Annotated in this window: 18 protein-coding genes and 1 pseudogene; 8 read left to right on the top strand and 11 right to left on the bottom strand. The window is 62.6% G+C overall.

Annotated elements, in window-relative coordinates; genetic code table 11:
* Window positions 1–139: 139 nt before the first annotated feature.
* The 7 genes from M3A49_RS16965 to M3A49_RS16935 all read right to left on the bottom strand — a co-directional run bounded on the left by M3A49_RS16965 (window position 140) and on the right by M3A49_RS16935 (window position 7,459).
* Entirely contained in the window at window positions 140–904 is a 765-nt protein-coding gene (locus tag M3A49_RS16965; RefSeq protein WP_266229710.1) for a FadR/GntR family transcriptional regulator, read from the bottom strand.
* 17 nt (window positions 905–921) lie between these two features.
* Entirely contained in the window at window positions 922–2,433 is a 1,512-nt protein-coding gene (locus tag M3A49_RS16960) for an alpha-N-arabinofuranosidase (RefSeq protein ID WP_266229708.1), read from the bottom strand.
* Between the two features lie 74 nt (window positions 2,434–2,507).
* Window positions 2,508–3,839, bottom strand: a complete 1,332-nt coding sequence (locus tag M3A49_RS16955; protein ID WP_266229707.1) for an extracellular solute-binding protein — start codon at window positions 3,837–3,839, stop codon at window positions 2,508–2,510.
* A 125-nt stretch (window positions 3,840–3,964) separates the two neighbouring features.
* A complete protein-coding gene (locus tag M3A49_RS16950) occupies window positions 3,965–4,828 on the bottom strand; it encodes a carbohydrate ABC transporter permease (protein ID WP_254354198.1) in 864 nt (287 codons plus the stop codon).
* A complete protein-coding gene (locus tag M3A49_RS16945) occupies window positions 4,825–5,751 on the bottom strand; it encodes a carbohydrate ABC transporter permease (RefSeq protein ID WP_266229706.1) in 927 nt (308 codons plus the stop codon). Before M3A49_RS16945 ends, M3A49_RS16950 begins: the two co-directional genes overlap by 4 nt.
* A complete protein-coding gene (locus tag M3A49_RS16940; protein ID WP_266229705.1) occupies window positions 5,741–6,829 on the bottom strand; it encodes an ABC transporter ATP-binding protein in 1,089 nt (362 codons plus the stop codon). The genes M3A49_RS16945 and M3A49_RS16940 overlap by 11 nt, the downstream gene beginning before the upstream one ends.
* 429 nt (window positions 6,830–7,258) lie before the next feature.
* Window positions 7,259–7,459 (bottom strand): hypothetical protein, encoded by a 201-nt coding sequence (locus M3A49_RS16935; protein ID WP_266229704.1) that lies wholly within the window; start codon window positions 7,457–7,459, stop codon window positions 7,259–7,261.
* Window positions 7,460–7,880: 421 nt separating this feature from the next.
* Between M3A49_RS16935 and M3A49_RS16930 the strand changes: the two genes are divergently transcribed.
* The 3 genes from M3A49_RS16930 to ccsB all read left to right on the top strand — a co-directional run bounded on the left by M3A49_RS16930 (window position 7,881) and on the right by ccsB (window position 11,401).
* Window positions 7,881–9,389 carry a cytochrome C gene (locus M3A49_RS16930; RefSeq protein WP_266229703.1) on the top strand — a complete coding sequence of 503 codons (1,509 nt, stop codon included), beginning with the start codon at window positions 7,881–7,883 and terminating at the stop codon, window positions 9,387–9,389.
* A 61-nt stretch (window positions 9,390–9,450) separates the two neighbouring features.
* Window positions 9,451–10,122, top strand: a complete 672-nt coding sequence (locus M3A49_RS16925; RefSeq protein ID WP_254354203.1) for a c-type cytochrome — start codon at window positions 9,451–9,453, stop codon at window positions 10,120–10,122.
* A gap of 106 nt (window positions 10,123–10,228) precedes the next feature.
* Window positions 10,229–11,401, top strand: coding sequence for a c-type cytochrome biogenesis protein CcsB (ccsB, locus tag M3A49_RS16920; RefSeq protein WP_254354313.1), 1,173 nt, complete (start codon window positions 10,229–10,231; stop codon window positions 11,399–11,401).
* 71 nt (window positions 11,402–11,472) lie between these two features.
* Here ccsB and M3A49_RS16915 read toward each other — a convergent pair whose 3' ends face one another.
* Complete coding sequence (locus M3A49_RS16915) at window positions 11,473–12,444, bottom strand: AraC family transcriptional regulator (RefSeq protein WP_266229701.1); 972 nt, start codon at window positions 12,442–12,444, stop codon at window positions 11,473–11,475.
* A gap of 94 nt (window positions 12,445–12,538) precedes the next feature.
* Here M3A49_RS16915 and M3A49_RS16910 point away from each other — a divergent pair, with 94 nt between their 5' ends.
* Window positions 12,539–13,372, top strand: a complete 834-nt coding sequence (locus tag M3A49_RS16910; protein ID WP_254354205.1) for an oxidoreductase — start codon at window positions 12,539–12,541, stop codon at window positions 13,370–13,372.
* A gap of 24 nt (window positions 13,373–13,396) precedes the next feature.
* Here M3A49_RS16910 and M3A49_RS16905 read toward each other — a convergent pair whose 3' ends face one another.
* Complete coding sequence (locus M3A49_RS16905; protein WP_254354206.1) at window positions 13,397–13,705, bottom strand: DUF4148 domain-containing protein; 309 nt, start codon at window positions 13,703–13,705, stop codon at window positions 13,397–13,399.
* A 153-nt stretch (window positions 13,706–13,858) separates the two neighbouring features.
* On the bottom strand, window positions 13,859–14,284 hold the full coding sequence (locus tag M3A49_RS16900; protein ID WP_266229700.1) for a Tautomerase enzyme: 426 nt from the start codon (window positions 14,282–14,284) through the stop codon (window positions 13,859–13,861).
* Window positions 14,285–14,408: 124 nt separating this feature from the next.
* Between M3A49_RS16900 and M3A49_RS16895 the strand changes: the two genes are divergently transcribed.
* Entirely contained in the window at window positions 14,409–15,002 is a 594-nt protein-coding gene (locus M3A49_RS16895; RefSeq protein ID WP_028207410.1) for a TetR/AcrR family transcriptional regulator, read from the top strand.
* 80 nt (window positions 15,003–15,082) lie between these two features.
* On the opposite strand, the pseudogene M3A49_RS16890 reads toward M3A49_RS16895, so the two are convergent.
* Window positions 15,083–15,625: pseudogene (locus M3A49_RS16890) on the bottom strand (DUF4863 family protein); the annotation flags it as partial.
* 123 nt (window positions 15,626–15,748) lie between these two features.
* On the opposite strand from M3A49_RS16890, the gene M3A49_RS16885 reads away from it, so the two are divergent.
* From M3A49_RS16885 to M3A49_RS16875, 3 genes are all read left to right on the top strand, one after another.
* Window positions 15,749–16,672, top strand: coding sequence for an AraC family transcriptional regulator (locus tag M3A49_RS16885; protein ID WP_254354210.1), 924 nt, complete (start codon window positions 15,749–15,751; stop codon window positions 16,670–16,672).
* Between the two features lie 373 nt (window positions 16,673–17,045).
* On the top strand, window positions 17,046–17,198 hold the full coding sequence (locus M3A49_RS16880) for a hypothetical protein (protein WP_266229698.1): 153 nt from the start codon (window positions 17,046–17,048) through the stop codon (window positions 17,196–17,198).
* 806 nt (window positions 17,199–18,004) lie between these two features.
* Window positions 18,005–18,127, top strand: coding sequence for a hypothetical protein (locus tag M3A49_RS16875; RefSeq protein WP_266229697.1), 123 nt, complete (start codon window positions 18,005–18,007; stop codon window positions 18,125–18,127).
* Window positions 18,128–18,421: the final 294 nt, after the last annotated feature.

Below are 18,421 nucleotides of genomic sequence, written 5' to 3'. Positions count from 1 at the left end.
CGTGCGACTCGTGACGATTTCTGCATAGTGGCCGGAAGGGGACGCTGACCAGGGTGCGCACGGGTAGCGGCGGCGCGCAAGCCGTGCGTAGTGGAGGGTGGTGCAATCGGCACAGCGCGGCAACGCGCGCCTGCGCTCGTCAAGGCGCGATCGTATAGCGCAGAATCCGGTCGCGCGACTGCTCGAGCAGGCGCGTCATCGCAGCCGCCGCAGCGTCGGCTTCGCGCGCGACGATGTGCCGGCGCACGGCATCATGCAGTTCGAGGTCTTCGCTAGGCTTCGCGGCCTGGCGCTGCATCATTTCCGACGACACGCGCAGCGCGGCCTTGATGGCGTTGCCGATCGTGATGAACATGCCGTTCTGCGAGGCCGTGATGATGGCGAGATGGAACTCGAGATTCGCGTCGGCGGCCGCGCGTATGTCCGAGGCGCCATGCTGGGCAGACTGGCCGTAAGCGCTCGCCAGTTCCAGGTAGCGGCGCTCGATGATCTGGAAGGTCTCTTCCTTGCCATGGCGCGCCGCGAGAAAGCTCGCGCGCGGCTCGAAGCAGATACGCATTTCGAATATGTCTTCGACGATCTTCGAGTCGAACTGCGCATTGAGGCGCCACGCGAGCACATCGCGGTCGAGCAGGTTCCAGTCGGAGAAGGGCAGGACACGTGTGCCGATCTTGGGCGAAACGGCAATGAGCCGTTTGCCCGCCAACTGCTTGACCGCTTCGCGCAGCGTGGTGCGGCTCACGCCGTACGCGCTGCACAGTTCGCTTTCGACCGGCAGCGCGTCGCCGGGCGCAAACTCGCCCGAGACCACGCGCATGCCGATAATCTTGGCGATCTGCGTTGTTATATTGCCAACGACCGGTTCGCGCTCGAACATCACTTCCCCTTCATGGACGTCGTGCACAGCGTGTCCGTGCTGTGTTATCGGGCGGTCGTCACAATCACGTTCCACGAGCCCGGTTTGAGCTTCGCGCGCACGCGTTCCCCCTCGACCGACACGGCGCTGTTGACTGCCGGCGCCACCGTCGTTGGCGCCTCCACCGTGTTCACCGCTTTCATGTTGGCATGATACAACTCGAGCGCGTGATCGAGCGTACGTTCCTTGCCGAGTCCACGCAGCTCGACATCGAGTTCCATTTCGTCGCTCAGGTGGCGGTTGAGCGCGAAGAGGGTCGTCGTGCCGGTGGCGCGATCGTCCACCACCGCTGCGCAAAGATAGGGGATCTCCGGAAAGGTTTCCGCTTCATAGGTGGGCGAATCGATCACTGGCTTGAGTACGCGGCCATGGCCGAATTTCGAGGCCTGCGCGAACGGATGGAAGATGGTCTGCCGCCACGCGCGGCCGCCTGGCTCCGTCATGATCGGCCCGATCACGTTGACGAGTTGCGCGAGACAGGCGGTTTTCACGCGGTCCGAATTGTTCATCATGGTGATGAGCGCGCCGCCCGCCACGAGCGCGTCCTCGTGGTTGTAGACCTCCTCGATGAGCCGCGGCGCCTCGGGCCAGCCCGGCTTGCGCAGGTCGTTGATGGTGCGCGCCTTGTACCAGACATTCCATTCGTCGAACGAAAGCATGATGCGTTTGGAGGAATGCTTGCGCGCGGCCACGCTGTCCGCCACCGAGACGATTTCCTTGATGAACAGGTCCATCACTTCGATGTTGCCGAAGAATTCCGCAGTCGAGTCGCGCCGGTTCTCGAAGTAAGTATGCAGCGATATGAAATCGACCTGCTCGAAGCAATGATCGAGCACGCGGTCCTCCCACGCGCCATAGGTGGGCATTTCATGCGTGGAGGAGCCGCACGCGGCGAGCTGGATGGTGGGGTCGACCGAGCGCATGAGCTTGGCCGTTTCGAGCGCGGCACGTCCGTATTCTTCGGCAGTCTTGCGGCAGATCTGCCACGGGCCGTCCATTTCATTGCCGAGACACCAGAACTTGATGTCGTGGGGCTGTTCATAGCCGTGCTCGCGGCGCAGGTCGGAGAGCGCCGTGCCGCCCGGATGATTGCAATATTCGACGAAGCGGCGCGCCTCGTCGGGACCACGCGTGCCGAGGTTCACGCCGTACATGGGTTCGATGTCGAGCGAGCGGCACCATTCGATGAATTCATTCGTGCCGAACTGGTTGGTTTCGGTGGAGTACCACGCAAGATCGAGACGGCGCGGGCGCTTTTCGCGCGGGCCCACGCCGTCTTCCCAGTTGTAGCCCGAGAGGAAATTGCCGCCCGGGTAACGCACGATCGTCGGGCCGAGCTCGCGCGTGAGCGCCATTACGTCCTTGCGGTAACCGCGCTCGTCGGCGTCCGGATGGCCGGGCTCGAAAATGCCGGTGTAGACGCAGCGGCCCATATGCTCGACGAAGACGCCAAAGAGGCGCCGGTCGAGCTCAGAAATGACGAAGTCGCGATCGACGATGAGGCGGGAAGCGATCATGGTGTTCCTCTATCCATCCTGTAGCTGTGTGAAGTGAGGCTGCCGCGCCGGGCGGGCGCGGACCTCCGGTGGCGTTATCGCGCGAGCAGGGCGTTGGTGCGTTGTTCGGCTTCCTTCTGCACGTCGGCGACCGACTTGCCCGTCGAGAGCATGTTGCTGATCTCTTCGCCCACGATCTGCTGGATCGCGAACTGGCGCGGCACGGTGTTCGGCAGTGCGTAACCGGTGGTGGAGATCTCCTTGATTTCCGCGCGATGCGGCAGCGCGTTGAACGTGGCGCTCGTGATGATCGACTGCCGCGCGGGCAGATGGCCGGTGCGGGCCCAGTCGCCGTCGTGGTCGTAGAGGAACTTGAGGAACACGAGTGCGGCGTGGCGCGTCTTTTCGTCCTTTGCGCCGCCCTTGAGCATGACCCACGAGTGGCCGTCGGCCCACACCGCTTTCTTCTGATACAGATTCGGGAACGGCACCACGTCGTAGCCGTTGGCAAGCGGAGAATCTGACTTCTTCGCAAGATTTGTGAAGTCCTCGATCATCCACGTGCCGCACATGAGCACGCCCGCCTTGCCGTTTTCGAAGGCCTGGTTGGCCGCGCCGTAGTCGAGCCCCGGCGTGATCGCGGCCGCCTTCATGAGCTTGTCGTAGAGCGTGAGCGCATTGGTGGCGGCCGGCGTGTCCATGTCGATCTTCGACGGGCCATTGGGGAACAGCGTGCCGTTCTGCTGATAGACCCACGTGTCGAACGTGCGCGTTTGCGCGGCCGATTCGTTGGCGATCGGCACAGCGAAGTAGGGCAGGCCCGTCTTGTCCTTGAACTGCTTCGCCTGAGCGAGCAGTTCGTCGGGCGTCTTCGGCAGGAGGGGCTTGCCGCTCGCGTCGACGAGTCCCGCCTTCTTGAACAGGTTCACGTTGATGTGCCAGAGCCACGAATGCGTGTCGAACGGCAGCGCATAGGTCTTGTCGCCGAACGTTACGGCGCGGTGGGCCTGGGACGTGAAATCGCCCTTGTCCACGCCGACCGACTTGAAACCGTCGTCGAGCGGTTCGACCAGATTGCGCTTCACGTAGTCGCCCAGTACGGCCTCGTGCATGACCGAGATGGTCGGCACGTCGCGGCTCAGAATGCGCGCGTCGAGCTGCGTATAGTAGGGCGCCCACTCGATGATCTGCGGCTTGACGACGATGTCTTCCTTGTTCGTCGCGTTGAACTGGTTGACGAGCGTCGTGATGATGCCGCACTCGCCCGAGGCCTGGCTCACGTCGTTGACCTTGCCGTATTCGGCGTCGCAGGCGCCGAAAAAGCGTGACAGCGTGATTTCCGTTTTGGCCTGGGCCGGCGCCGTCAAGGGTGCCGCAAGGCCGAGCGCAGCAAGCGTGAGTACGCCGCGCATCAACGATCTTCTCATGTCTCTCTCCTGTGCAAGACCCCGCTGGCACGCTGTTCACGTGCTCCCAGTGGATCATTTTGTTTGTACTGCGAATCAAATGAAAATCAGGCGCAGCCGGCCGATGCGTGGTTCGGGGTCGCCGCCTACCGGACTGCGGTGCCGGCCACGGCCGCCACGATGTACTTCTGGAAGAACAGATACAGCACGAAGATGGGCAAGCCGGCGAAGACGGCCTGCGCCATGAGGTAGCCGATGCCCTCGGACTGCGCGAAATTGCCTTGCGTGGAGGCGAGCCCGATCGTCAGCGTGTACATCTCGGGCTTCGACGCGGAAACGAGCGGCCAGAGATAGTCGTTCCACGCACTGAGAAACGTGAAGATGGCGAGCGTAGCCTGCGCCGGCAGCGAAAGCGGCAGCACGACGCGCCAGAACACCTTGAAGCGCGAGGCATTGTCGAGCAAGGCGGCCTCCTCGATCTCGAGGGGCACGGCCTTGAAGTACTGCGTCATCAGATACACGCCGAACGGCGAGGCGAGGCGCGGCAGAATCAGCGCGCCGTAGGTGTTGTGCCAGTCGAGCGTGGCGAAGATGTGGTGCAGCGGAATCACGAGTGCCTGCTCCGGCACGGCGAGTCCGCACAGGCAAAGCACATAGATATAGCGTTTGCCGGGAAACTCGGTGCGCGCAAAGCCATAGCCCGCGAGCGAGGCGATCACGAGCGTGAGCAGCGTCTGGCCGATCGAAACGATGAGGCTGTTGACGAGCCACCCGCCCACCGCCGAGGTGTTGAGGATGTTCGTGTAGTTCTGCAGCGTGAAGGGCGGCGAAAAGAGCACGTCGGTGTGCTGTTCGAGAAACGCATTCGGCTTGAACGAGAGGCACAGCACCCAGACGAGCGGTGTGATCCAGAAAAGCGCGAGCACGACCACGGCGCCCAGCCTCAGGCGGTCGCCCATGCGGCCCGTCAGCGAGCCGCGCGAGCGGGTTTCGAAAGCGAACGTGCTCATGCCTTCTCCTTCTTGCGCAGAAGCCAGGCCTGCGCAACTACGCCGATCAGCATCAGCGCGAACAGCATTTGCGCTGCCGCTGCGGAATAGCCGAACGACCATTGGCGGAAGCCGGTCTCGTAGATGAATTGCACAAGCGGGCGCGTGGAATTGTTGGGGCCGCCGTCCGTGAGCAACTGTGCCTGGCCGAACAACTGAAACTGCAGCACCGCTTCGATCACCGCCACGAGCGCAACGGTGCGCCAGATGGAAGGCAGCGTGATCTTCGTGAACGTGCGCCAGCGCGAGGCGTTGTCGAGCGCCGCGGCCTCGTAAAGCTCCTGCGGAATCTGCTGGAGCGCGGCCAGGAACAGCATCATCGGCAGGCCCATGATCCACCAGACTGTGACGACGGCGATGGCGGGCAGCGCGGTGGCCTCGTGCATCAGCGGAACGAATTCCGGCAAATGGAGCGCGTGGCTCAGGTCGGCGAGCAGGCCGTTGCCGGGCATCATCACGAGCTTCCAGACCAATGTGACGATTGTGACCGATAACACGGATGAGCCGAAAAAAAGCGCGCGCAGCGCGGCGCCGAAGCGCCCGGGTCGGTTCAGTACCAGCGCGAGCGCGAGGCCGAGCAGCACGAAAACAGGAACCGTGAGAATGACGAAGTAGAACGTGTTGCGCAGGGCGCCTCGGAAAATCGGATCGAGGGTGAGATCGAGATAGTTGCGAATGCCGATGAACTCGCTCGTGCCGGCGAGCAGGTCCACGCGTTGCAGGCTGAGCCACCAGCCAAAGCACAACGGGACGATCAGCAACAGCACGTAGACGATCACGAACGGCAGCACGAACAGCGCGTTGGACCACGGCGCGCGCAGGTTGCGCCGGCGGCCCTCGCGCGTTTCCGGCAGCGGCATGGCGAGCGAGCGGTTAGAGGCCATGCCAGGCCTTGCCGGTTTCATCGAATACATGCAGGTGCGCTGCATCGAGACTCATGCGGATGGTGTCGCCCGTCTCGATTTCGAGTTCGCGTGCGCGCGGCAACTCGGCCACAAGCAATTGACCGTTGGGCATGCTCACATGCGCGAGCGAGCGGTCGCCTAGCCGTTCGATGACTTCGGCGCGGCCGACCAGCGGCCCTTGCGGGTCCGGCAGCACGTGTTCGGCGCGCACGCCCAGCGTGAGCTTGCCCGCTGGCAAGCTCGCCGCGGCAATGGCGGTGGGCGCCTCTACGCCGTCGAACGGCAGGGCGACGATCAGCCGGCCGCCGTTGTCGCCAACGCGCTCGACATCGATAAAGTTCATGGCGGGCGTGCCGATGAAACCCGCGACGAAGCGCGTGGCGGGCCGCTTGTAGATGTCGAGCGGTGCGCCGATCTGCTCGATGCGCCCGCGGTTCATGACGACGATGCGCGTGGCGAGCGTCATGGCTTCCACCTGATCGTGCGTGACGAACACCATGGTGGAATGCAGGCGCTGATGAATGCGCGCGAGCTCGAGGCGCGTGCGGGTGCGCAACGCGGCGTCGAGGTTGGAGAGCGGCTCGTCGAAGAGAAAGGCTTCGGGTTCCTTGACGACGGCGCGGCCGATTGCGACGCGCTGGCGCTGGCCGCCAGAAAGCTGGGCGGGACGGCGCTGCAGCAGCGGGCCGAGTTCGAGCATGCGCGCGGCCTCGTTGATGCGCTGGTCGACTTCGCCCGCGCTTACGCCCGTATTGCGAAGGCCGAACGCCATGTTGTCGTACACGGTCATGTGCGGGTAGAGCGCGTAGTGCTGGAACACCATCGCCACGCCGCGCTTGCCCGGCGGCTGGTCGTTCACGCGCCGCTCGCCAATGCTGATCTGGCCGTCGCTCACGGTTTCGAGCCCGGCGATCATGCGCAGCAAGGTAGATTTCCCGCAGCCCGAAGGGCCGAGAAAGACAAGGAACTCACCGGATTGAATGTCGAGGTCGAGGCCGGTGATCACCTCGGTTTCGCCATACCGCTTCGTTACGCCGCTCAGTCGGATGCCCGTCACGGTGCCTCCTGTGGAGTAGTCTCGTACCGCCGCTTTTAGTGCGTTGATATTATGAAAAGAGCGATGCTCTAACCCATTCGTGTAAACACTGATCGTCTGCCATCCCAGATAAAGGGTTTTATGCGTATTGCATCGATGGGCCGATTGCGCACGATGGGATGGAGAGGATTGCCTGGCAATTACGTATTGCGTGCGCGCGGGAGGTGCAATGCGTTAGCGAGGCAAAAAAATACCCGCACGAGGCGGGCAAGAGGTTTGAGGAGACACAAAGAGAGGACGCGGGGGGCACCCTCAATGGAGACTATAGCGCTTACCGCGGCCGCCCACACCTATCAGAATGGGGAGGGCGGCGAAATGTCGGCGCGTGAATAGAAGCGCAAAGCAAAAACATGGATTGCGTGGCAATTGATTCGGAATACGGATTAAATATCATCCGTCGCCCACATCAGGCAAGGCGAAGCGAATAGTCGTGTTGGCAACGACCACTGCCCCTGCGCGCCATGGCAAGGCAGTAATGTCCGACCGCTTCATGTCGCTGAGCGCGTTGTACTTGCGCGGTTCATTTTCGATCCGTGAATCGTATTCGACCGGGCGCGATCCGTCCAGTTCCGATACCGCAAGGTTCGACACGATCTCGGGCCGCCTGGCCCGGCAATTCGCGCCCCATGCGCTCGTATACGGGCAACCGGTTGCGCCGGGCGTCGGTGCCACGGCCTCGCGCCGGCTATCGGATCTTTCGGATACCTTTCCATTGTCTTCCGCGCAGCCCTTCGGGAATATTCGAGGCGCCTTCTCGTTTAAGCAGAACGCGAGTCGCACAACGCCGCGCGGTGGCGGCGCGACCCGTCATGCTCGATCAGGTCGATCGTGCGCGCAGGGCTTCGTCCCTAACAGTCGTGTCGCTCGATGTTACGCGCGAGTTGCGAACCGCTGTATCGATGCACCGCGACGGCTAGCGAGCCCCCTACCAAAAATAGAGGAGGTTGACCCATCGCGATTCTGATTGCGCGTTTGCACAATGCAGACGTCGCGTGCGTGAAAAGGGTTCATCGTGAACGGTTTCACCAGATGGAGCCTGTCGCTCCTTGATCGCCGCGGCACACGGAGTACGGACTTCAGCGCCTACCGCCGATGCTACGCATTTTCTCGACGCGGCGCAGGAGTGACAGCCATGAGAAAGGTACTCGTCAGCCATGCAGCATTTCATCATTGGCTGTTCTGTGGGTGGGCACTTGCATTCGTGTTGCTGGCATTGTTGCCGGCGACCGTCGCACACGCGCTGCCGATCTTCGCGCGCCAAACCGGCCAGAGTTGTGTGGCTTGCCACGCCGGGGGGCAATTTCCTGAACTCACGCCATATGGGCGCATGTTCAAGCTCACTGGCTATACGCTAGGTGAACGCACGATCCCGATTGCCGCGATGGCAATCGGCAATCTGAGCCAGACGCGAGTCAATACTGACGCGAGCGGCAACACCATCAACACCAAAAATGGTCTCCCGATATTCGACTTCGCGAGCATCTTCCTTGCCGGAAAGATCACCGACAAAATTGGTGCCTTTACGCAGTTTACCTACACGAACTACGACCATCAGAATGGCGCAACGAACAAATGGGAAGGCCACTGGGCATCCGACAATACAGACTTCCGGTTCGTGGACCGGATCATGGGCGAAGCGAACGACCTTATCCTCGGTGTAACGCTGCACAACAATCCGACCGTGCAGGATGTCTGGAACTCCGCGCCGGCATGGGGTTATCCGTACATTTCATCGACGATCAGTCCGGTTGCCAAAATCCCCAATCTTCCGGTCATCGAAGGAAGTCTTGCGACCCAGGTGGCAGGCATCGGCGGCTACCTGTACTGGAACAAGACGGTCTACGCCGAACTGACCGCGTACAGCACGGCCGACGGCATCTGGTCGTTCATGAGTCACGGCAACAAGGCAGGCGACTCGGCTCACCCTCAAACCTATCTGCGCGGTTACAACCCGTACGCGCGCATCGCGTTGACGCGAGACTGGGGACCCCATAGCGCAATGGTCGGCGCGTTCATGCTGAACGTGAACATCTATCCGAACGACGCCAACCAGTTCCCGATCTTTACGCAGGGCGTGACGCGCTACCGCGATTACGGCATGGACGCTCAGTACGAGTACCTGCTCGAGCCGCACACGATCACTGCGCAAGCTCGCTATGTGCGTGAGAACGTCCATGATCCGAACAATTTCGTGTTCAGCGACAGCACGTCGGGGAATCTCGACTCGCTGAGGATCAAGGCATCGTATGTCTACCAGGCCAAGTACGGGTTCAGTCTTTCGTTCTTCAACACGACCGGTAGTCCAGACAGCACAGCCTACGCGGCCAGCGCGAACTTCCACCCGAACACGCAGGGATGGACGCCTGAAATATTCTGGATCCCGAATCAACGCATCCGGATAGGCATTCAGTACACGCACTACACCAAGTTTCTGGGAGCCACGTCAAACTACGACGGCGCCGGGCGCAACGCGAGAGACAACGACACGCTTTTCATCTATCTGTGGGCTGCTTCGTGGTGACGGCCCGTGCACCGTGAGAGTGGCAGAGGACCGTAAAGGATGCAGCAAGGAGGTTGTTGCCATGAGCAAAGTGACGCATATCGTCTCCATCGGGATGCTGCTGGCCGGGACGGCATGTCAGGACCTGGAGCATTCGCGGCAGGTCGACAACCCGCAGGTGCGCGGAAAGACCATCGCCTTGCAGGTGTGCTCGAACTGCCATGGTGCGAACGGCGTTTCGGTGTCGCCTACGTTTCCGAAGCTCGCTGGGCAGCGCAAGGAATACCTGGTCGATCAACTGACGGACTTCAAGAGTCATTCGCGAGCTGACCCGAACGCGCAGCGTTTTATGTGGGGTTTCACCCATTTGACTGACGCGCAGATCGACGAGCTTGCGACGTACTTCTCGAGTCAACCCGCAGTCCTCGGTGAAGCGAGCGATCTCGCGCTCATCAATGAAGGCAACGCGATTTATCATTTGGGCCTGCCGGACAAGGGCGTCACGCCATGCATGGCGTGCCATGGCCAGCATGGCGAAGGGATGAATCAGTTTCCCCGGCTTGCGGGCCAGCACGCGGACTACGTCATGAAGCAGCTCCAGGTCTTCCAGCGAACCGACACCCGGCCTCGCGGCGCGGCCATGAAGGCGGTGTGCGCCAACATGTCGGATCGGGATATGCGTGCCGTCGCGGCGTACGTCGAGGTGTTTCCGCCCGAAGGGGAGGCGTCTGCCGGTCCCCCTGGCGATCGATGAGCAAGCAGGCGCGCAGACACCGATCCGTCGACGTCATCTTTGAACTTTAAATGCCATGAAATCATCCTCATCGTCTTCCGATGCAGCGGTAACGGCTTCAGTGGCGATGCATCGGCCTCGGCCCACGTGGAGCGCGGATCGAACGAGTCTGTTGTCCGAGGAGCGTTCCTTTGCGAGGCGCCTCGGTGCATTCGACTGGCTGTTTGCCCTCGCGATGCTTGCAGGCACCGGCTTCGCCTTGTCGCGCTACCACGCGTACATGAGCGCCTACGATCGACTGGTGCTGGTCTGCTCGGTGCCGGTCTTCGTCGTGCTCGGCTGGCGATGGAAGCCCGCGCGGATGCTGATTGCCGCAATCGCAGCGCTATCGCTGTTCGCGATCCAGATGTACCAGGGCGACCTGGGGCGCGCCGACAGCACGTTCTTCCTGAAGTATTTCCTGTCCAGCCAGTCGGCCATTCTCTGGATGAGCGTGCTTTTCGTACTGGCCACGCTGTTCTACTGGTTGGGCACGCTGTCGCGCTCGCCGTCGGGCGGCGCAATCGGCTCGAAGCTGACGTGGGCCGCGGTACTGATGGGTTTCGTCGGGATGATGGTGCGCTGGTATGAGTCGTACCTGATCGGTACGGACGTCGGCCATATTCCGATTTCGAATCTGTATGAAGTGTTCGTGCTGTTCAGCGTGATCACGGCACTCTTTTACCTGTACTACGAGGAGCACTACAACACGCGCTCGCTCGGCGCCTTCGTGTTGCTGGTGATCGGCGCGGCGGTCGGGTTCCTGATGTGGTACTCGATCGCGCGCGACGCGCAGCAGATCCAGCCGCTGGTGCCGGCGCTGCAAAGCTGGTGGATGAAGATTCACGTCCCGGCCAACTTCATCGGCTACGGCAGTTTTGCGCTGTCGGCGATGGTGGGCGTGGCGTACCTGCTGAAGGAGCGGGGCGTGCTGGCAGACCGGCTGCCTGCGCTCGATGTGCTTGACGACGTGATGTACAAGTCGACCGCCGTCGGTTTTGGGTTTTTCACCATTGCGACGATTCTCGGCGCGCTGTGGGCCGCCGAGGCGTGGGGCGGTTACTGGAGCTGGGATCCGAAGGAAACGTGGGCGCTGATCGTCTGGCTGAACTATGCGGCCTGGCTGCATATGCGGCTGATGAAGGGGTTGCGGGGGCATGTTGCTGCGTGGTGGGCGCTCACGGGCTTGCTGGTCACCGCCTTCGCATTCCTGGGGGTGAACATGTTCCTGTCCGGGTTGCACAGCTATGGACGTCTGTGAGGATAACGAAAGAGTCCGATGGCCCGCGGCGGTACGTCCCTAAGTCGGTGCTCGACCTGCGTGCGCCAGACTCAGTGCGAGGAAACATATATCGCATCCGCAAACGGCTCCGGAATGGCAAAGCTTGCACGTATCCGCTTCGTTTCCGCTGCAGGCGTGAGGCCAAAGAGTCTTTTGAACTCCCTGCTGAACTGGGACGCACTCGTGTAGCCCACCGCGAGGCTCGCCGCCTCCGCGGTCAGGTCCTGGCGGACCATCAACAGGCGAGCCTGATGCAAACGCGTCGACTTCACGTACTGCATCGGCGAGACCTGGGTGATCGCCTTGAAGTGGCTATGGAAGCTCGGCACGCTCATCCCAGCTTCCTGCGCCAACTGCATCACGTCCAGCGGCTGCGCGTAGCCGGCATGGATCAGGCGTAGCGATCTGCCTATCCGGCCGAACTGACCTCGCATCGCCAAAGCCTCGCGCATCGAGCTGCCTTGTGCGCCGGTGAGCACCCGGAAATAGAGTTCGCGCAGCAGGCACGGGCCCAATACGGCGGCTTCGAGGGGCCGATGCATCGCATCGAGCAAGCGCAGCAACGAGACCTGCATCGCGTCATCCATCGGCGTCGACATCATGCTTTGGGGCGCTTGCACGCGCTCCGTTACGCCTTCGCGATCGATCTCTACAGCCAGTTCGGCGGCCAGCGTGAAATCGAGATGCAGGTAGAGCGCAAGCAACGGACGCTCCGCGGTTGCGTCGGTTTCCATGCTGAACGGAACTGGCACGGACACGGCCAGATAGTGCTGTTCATCGTACAGGTAGAGACGGTCGCCGAAATAACCTCGCTTGCGCCCCTGGCAAACGATCACGATGCCGGGGTCGTAGAGCACGGGCGTGCGTGACAGCGGCCGGTTCGAACGCAGGATACGGACGCCCGGCAGCGCGGTGAGGTTGTAGCCCTCCTCGGGCGCCAACGCGCGAAGCAAGGCAATGATGCGCTTGCGGCTGCGCGACGAGAGGTCAGGATTGTGGATGGAGGCCCGCTTCGTGCTCATAGTTTTAGGCAAGAAAAATAGCGGAATCTAGCTTGGTTCGGCCCGCTCTTCAGACTAGTATGCACTCACCAGACCACATTCGGGAGAAGCTTCAATGGAGTCCAGCAAAATCCTGCTCATCACTGGCGTGAGCAGCGGCTTTGGTCGCGCGCTAGCGCAAGAGGCGGTTGCGGCAGGTCACAGAGTCGTCGGTACCGTGAGAAGTCTCGAGGCGAAGCGCGAGTTCGAGTCTCTCTCTGCAAATGCCGCATTCGCACGCGTGCTCGATGTGACCGACTTCGACGCGATCGACGGTATCGTCGAGGAAATCGAGGCGAGCGTCGGGCCGGTCGACGTGTTGGTCAACAATGCTGGCTACGGGCACGAAGGCGTCATGGAAGAATCGCCCCTGGCCGAAATGCGCAGACAGTTCGACGTCAACGTGTTTGGCGCGGTCGCCATGATGAAGGCGGTCCTGCCGTTCATGCGTGCGCGCAGACGTGGCCACATTCTGAACATCACGTCGATGGGCGGCTATATCACCATGCCGGGCATCAGCTATTACTGCGGTAGCAAGTTCGCCCTGGAGGGCATCTCCGAGGCGCTTGGTAAGGAGGTCAAGCCTTTCGGTATCGCCGTGACAGCCGTTGCGCCTGGCTCCTTCCGCACCGACTGGGCCGGTCGCTCGATGCGACGAACGCCCCGTTCGATCCCGGATTACGACGCGAACTTCGATCCCATCCGCAAAGCGCGCGAGGAGAAAAGCGGCAAGCAATTGGGCGATCCCCAAAAGGCAGCGCGCGCGATGCTTGCCGCAATCGCCGCGGACCACCCTCCCGCGCATCTTTTGCTCGGTAGCGATGCACTCGGGCTCGTGAGGGACAAGCTGTCGACGTTGGAAGACGAAATCCGTGCCTGGGAGAGCGTGACAGTCTCGACTGACGGCTGAGGAGCACAGGCGTGACAGGGCTTCTCACCCGGCTTGAAACTGCTGGCACTCCGTTGCGAACCAATGGTCGACCAGGCGCTGCGCCGCCTGAAGATCCTCGGGGTAGTACGGGTCGTTCCATGGTGAGGGGTCGTAGCCGGCTTTCCTTAGCGCCGCAACTTCGCTTTGGTGTTGTGCCATCGTCGGAGGCGCATTGGTCCTGAGCGCGGCCAGGTCACGGCACTCCGTTGGACTCAGATGTGACCCGCTTTGCGGCACGCCGCTGGCGGCACATCCAGCCAGCAGGAGCGACAGCGCAGTCAGCGTCGAGCGGTTTTTCGGGCGGCTATCCATAGCGCATCTCCACGCGTCTGATTGGCGCGACGAGCGGTACGATGCCGCCCGTCGCGCGTGACTTCCGCGTCTATTTTGCCTTAGGCCAGTCGCCGGAACAGGCGCACTCGAAAGTGAAGAAAGCCGGAAGCCAGTGGAACGCGTGCGCCTGGTTCACTCGATCGCCGCTCCCTGTATCGCTTCGACGAGCTCCGCGTTGCTGTGGGCACGGCCCGCGATTCCCCAGGAACCGTCCGCCGCATAGACGATATTGGTCCAGATGTGATTCCGCGTCAGGCGCCCGCCGGCGGCTCGTTCGAGGATCGCGGTCGCCTTTTCGGTGAAAGCCTGTTTGGCCTCGGACGTCGCGAGCGCGATCTGCGGCAGCGTGAGTTCGACGAACGCCGCGGCCGCAGGCTTGCCGGCCGAGAACACGCGTGCGGCCGGTATGACGTTCAGCGTTCCGATCACATTGGGCGTCATAAACGCGTTGCCTTCGAGCTGCGCGACGCTCAACAACGCCTGCGTCAAGGCGGCGAAGGTATGGGCTTCGGCCTCGGTGGACAGCACTCCTTCGGATACGGTCAGCGTGATAGGCATGTCAGATCCTCACGTGTCAGTGACTGCGGTTAGTGGTATATATGTAGCAACTGCTCTCTATGTATAGACACTGGTTGCTCTTTAAGCAAGAAAAAAGAGCGATCGCTCCGAATGTGAGATTCCGATGCGTTATACCGCCGAGCACAAGAACGAAACCCGCAAACGCATCGTCGATGCAGCGAGCCGCCTGTTCCGCCGCGACGGCTACGGCGGATCCGGCATCGACGGCCTGACGAAGGAGGCGGGCGTCACCAACGGCGCGTTCTACGGGCACTTCAAATCGAAGGGCGAGGCGTTCCGCACGGTGGTTCTGGCTGGCATGGAACAGTTGCGGCTCGCCGTCGCCGATCTGAAAGCGAGCCGCGGCAAACGCTGGCTCAAGACGTTCATTGGCTTCTATCTGGGCCCGAAGCGCACTTGCGACATCGGCGAAAGCTGCGCGCTGCCGAGCTTTTCGCCCGAGATGGTTCGCGCCGACGGCGAGACTCGCGAAGCCTATGAGGCGGAGCTGCGCCGCTTGATCGAGGAGGTCTCGGCGGGCCTGCCCGACGAAGCCGGCGCGGCGCGCGACGACAAGGCGATCGCGCTGCTTGCGATGTTGTCGGGCGGAGTCACGCTGGCGCGGGCGGTGCCGGATCCGGCGCTGTCGAAGCGGATCGCCGACGCCGTCGAGCGCTCGGCGGTTGCGCTGACTTCGGCGCCGCGCAAGCAAGGCTGAGGTTACGCGGAAGCGGGGACACTTGTCCCAGAGGCCGTTCGCCCACCAGCAGCAGACGAAGAAGGCCGACGCGCCAGTTGCGGCGGCTCGACGTCGAAGGCAATCCGTCCCGCCGGTAGAAAAGTGAGCGAGACGACGGCACCGCCCTTGACTTCAGGAAAGTGATGGCTGCCCGGCGCGGGTGCTGTCCAGCCGCCATAACACCAGCCGTTCGGACCCGCGAGCGCTGCGCCTTCATTGAGCGGCACCACCAGATTGATCTCGCCATAGGGGTGCAAATGGTCGTCGGCGCGCAAGCTGCCTTCCGGGTTGTTCTGGGTATTGTCCGTGCTGTCCAGCAGCACCGCCGTGGCGCTGAAGAAGAGCGTCTCCGCGCTCGGCACGACGACTCGTGAGCGACGATAGCGCGGACCGGCGACCTCGATGTCGGCCGCCCAGCCTTCATTCACGCCGGCGATAATCAGTCGCGACAGGTCCCTGTACAACGCGCTTTCAACGCCATATTTCGAATTCAGCCATTGCTCGACCTCGGTGCCCGCGGTCATGTCCTTGATCTCCTGCAGCAAGGGGATAAAGCGTGCGACGAGTTCGTCCCGGGTGGTTGCGAATTGGCTCTGAGACATTCTGGACCTCGCTCCTGTGTGCATCGGTGGCGGCAGTGGATGGGAGCCGCCATTCTTGCTCATGATGTACGTTCATTCCATAATCAATCGATCAGATTTCCTATTGCATCGTACAAATTTCACATGGACCCGCTTTCCGATGTGTTCTCGCTGCTGAAAGTCAAAAGCGTGCTCTCGGCCCGCTTTGAGGCAGCCGGTCCGTGGGCCCTGAGATTTCCCGCCTATCGTCATGTGAAATTCGGCGGTGTCATCAAGGGCGCCCGATGGGTATGGATCGAAGGCGTCACCACGCCCGCGAAGATGGAGGAGGGGGACTTCTGTCTGTTCACCGACGGATCGCCCTACTGTTTTGCCAGTGACCCCGCCGTGAAAATGCAGGACGGAGACAAGGTGTTTGCCAGTCACCTGGATGCGGACGGGATCGTTCGCTATGGACGGGGAGGCACGCGCACGATAAGCGTCGGGGGGACGTTCGAATTCGACGGAGACATGAGCGGCTTGCTGCTCAATATCTTGCCCCCGCTCGTGCTCGTTTCCGCGGATTCTCCGGATGCCAGATCGCTGCGTGCGGCCCTCGAATTGATCAGGACAGAGACAGAATCAGTCCGGCCTGGCGCGGCGGCGATGGCGGGCAGCCTCGCAAATATCGTGCTCGTGAACATCCTGCGCGCGCATCTGGCCGCGAGTTCGGGGTCCACCGGCTGGCTAGGCGCGTTGTCGGATCCAAGGATCGGCGCCGCGCTAAAGATGGTGCATGAAGACATGGCCCGTCGGTGGAAGGTGGACGAACTGGCGTCGAAAGTCGGCATGTCACGCACCGCCTTCATCGAGCGCTTTAAAGACCTCGTGGGATTGCCTCCACTGGAATATCTGATCCGCTGGCGCATGACGATCGCAAGGGATGCCTTGAAGACGGGCAACGATAATCTCGCGAGCATCGCCGCCGCCGTTGGCTACGCATCGGAGACCACGTTTAGTTCGACTTTCAAAAGGATGTTTGGTCAGAGCCCCAGCCGGTATCGCTTGCAAGTGCGAAGCAAGGTTTGAATGCATCCGGCAGGCAGGCTCCTGGCGTCGATAGCGGCGGCCTGCGCGATGGCCCGATCCGCACCCTGGTCCGTCCGAGTAAGTCTTCGTCATTTCTTCTGGTCATGTGCCGTTGGACTCGGGGGGCCGCACCCGACAGCGCAGATCGTCTTGCGATCATGGACGCGTTTGCGCGTGACGGCCGTCGTGCACGCGGCGTTGATCCGGGCGAGTAGGGCGAAGGTGACCCTCTGCCTTATCAAAACGAGGAACCAGGGCAAACGGTTCGCAAACCCGCGCCGGGACGGGTGCCAACGCGTTGCTGTAGCAGTTCCGCGTGGCAACCGCCCTTGATCACCTGACCGGCCCGTTGGGGGTCAGGATCGGTGGTTCAATGCCGCCCGTATCCACGGCGAAGCCGCCCCAGGGGCCCGAACCGACACTCGGGCCGATGTCACCCGGCGGGCTGTATTCGCTGCTGACCGGTATGGCGGCCGCCGTACCGCGAGAGCCGGTCCCCGTGCCGATGACGCCTGGCGGGCCGTAGCCGGTATCCGAGGTAGCCGTCGCCGGGGCGTTTGTGCTGGCGCCCGCACCCGTTACCCTCGGTTGGCTGTATGTTGCCGGCGCGGCGTGCGCTATGGAGTTCCCACCAGGCGCGGTCTGGGGCATTACCGCGACCACGTTCTGCCTCATGCGCAACCGGGCGAACATGCTTCCCAGGGCGCTGGCCGATGCCACGCCCGGGCCGCCTGCGCTCGCGTTACCTCCGCCGGCGGCGCCTGCACCTGCGCTACCCGTGCCCGAACTCCCTGTGCCGGAGCTACCCGTGCCCGAACTGCCTGTGCCGGAGCTACCTGTGCCGGAACTACCGGCACCGGAGCTACCGGCACCGGAGCTACCGGCACCGGAACTACCGGCACCGGAACTACCGGCACCGGAACTACCGGCACCATGGCCGCTCCCTCCCGAACCCGCACCACTGCCGCCCGAACCTGCGCCACTGCCGCCCGAACCTGCGCCACTGCCGCCCGAACCTGCGCCGCCGCTACCCGAACCGGCACCGGCGCTACCGGAGCCGGAACCGCTGCCCCCCGAGCCTGCGCCGTTGCCGCCTGAACCGGCTCCGTTGCCACCCACACCTGCGCCGACACCCGCACCGACGCCTGCTCCGTTGCCACCCACACCTGCGCCGACACCCGCACCGACGCCTGCTCCGTTGCCACCCACACCTGCGCCGACACCCGCACCGACGCCTGCTCCGTTGCCACCCACACCTGCGCCGACGCCCGCACCCACTCCTGCGCCGTTGCCACCCACACCCGCACCGACACCCGCACCGACGCCCGCACCGTGGCCGCCATTGCCATTGCCATTGCCATTGCCGCCCGCGCCCGCGCCGTGGCCGCCACCGCCACCATTGCCACCGCCACCGTTGCCGCCTGCTGCTGCATAAGCCGCACCGGACAGCGCTAACATCACCACCCATGTCGCCGTGTGTTTCGTCGCTCGGTTCATCGTCCGCCCCTTTCCTCGTACAAACCGCTTCGAAAGTGCGCCGGTGCCGCGCTCAAATTCTGCGCGTACGCCAACAGCCGCCTCGCGCATACGATGTGCCACGGGGAGCGGGGGAATCGATTCTACTAAGGAGAACTACGAACAACGCGATGCAGCGCCCGATGCAGGCGGGATGACCCGGCGTTCCCTTGTACGGTTGCGCGTTTTTCGCCGACGGCATTTTGAAAAATTGGCATCGGCAAAGTCTCCAGG

The organism is Paraburkholderia sp. CNPSo 3076 (assembly GCF_026343935.1).
Taxonomy (GTDB): Bacteria; Pseudomonadota; Gammaproteobacteria; order Burkholderiales; family Burkholderiaceae; genus Paraburkholderia; species Paraburkholderia nodosa.
Note: the sequence above shows the minus strand (reverse complement) of the source record. Positions and strands in the feature narration are given on the sequence as shown.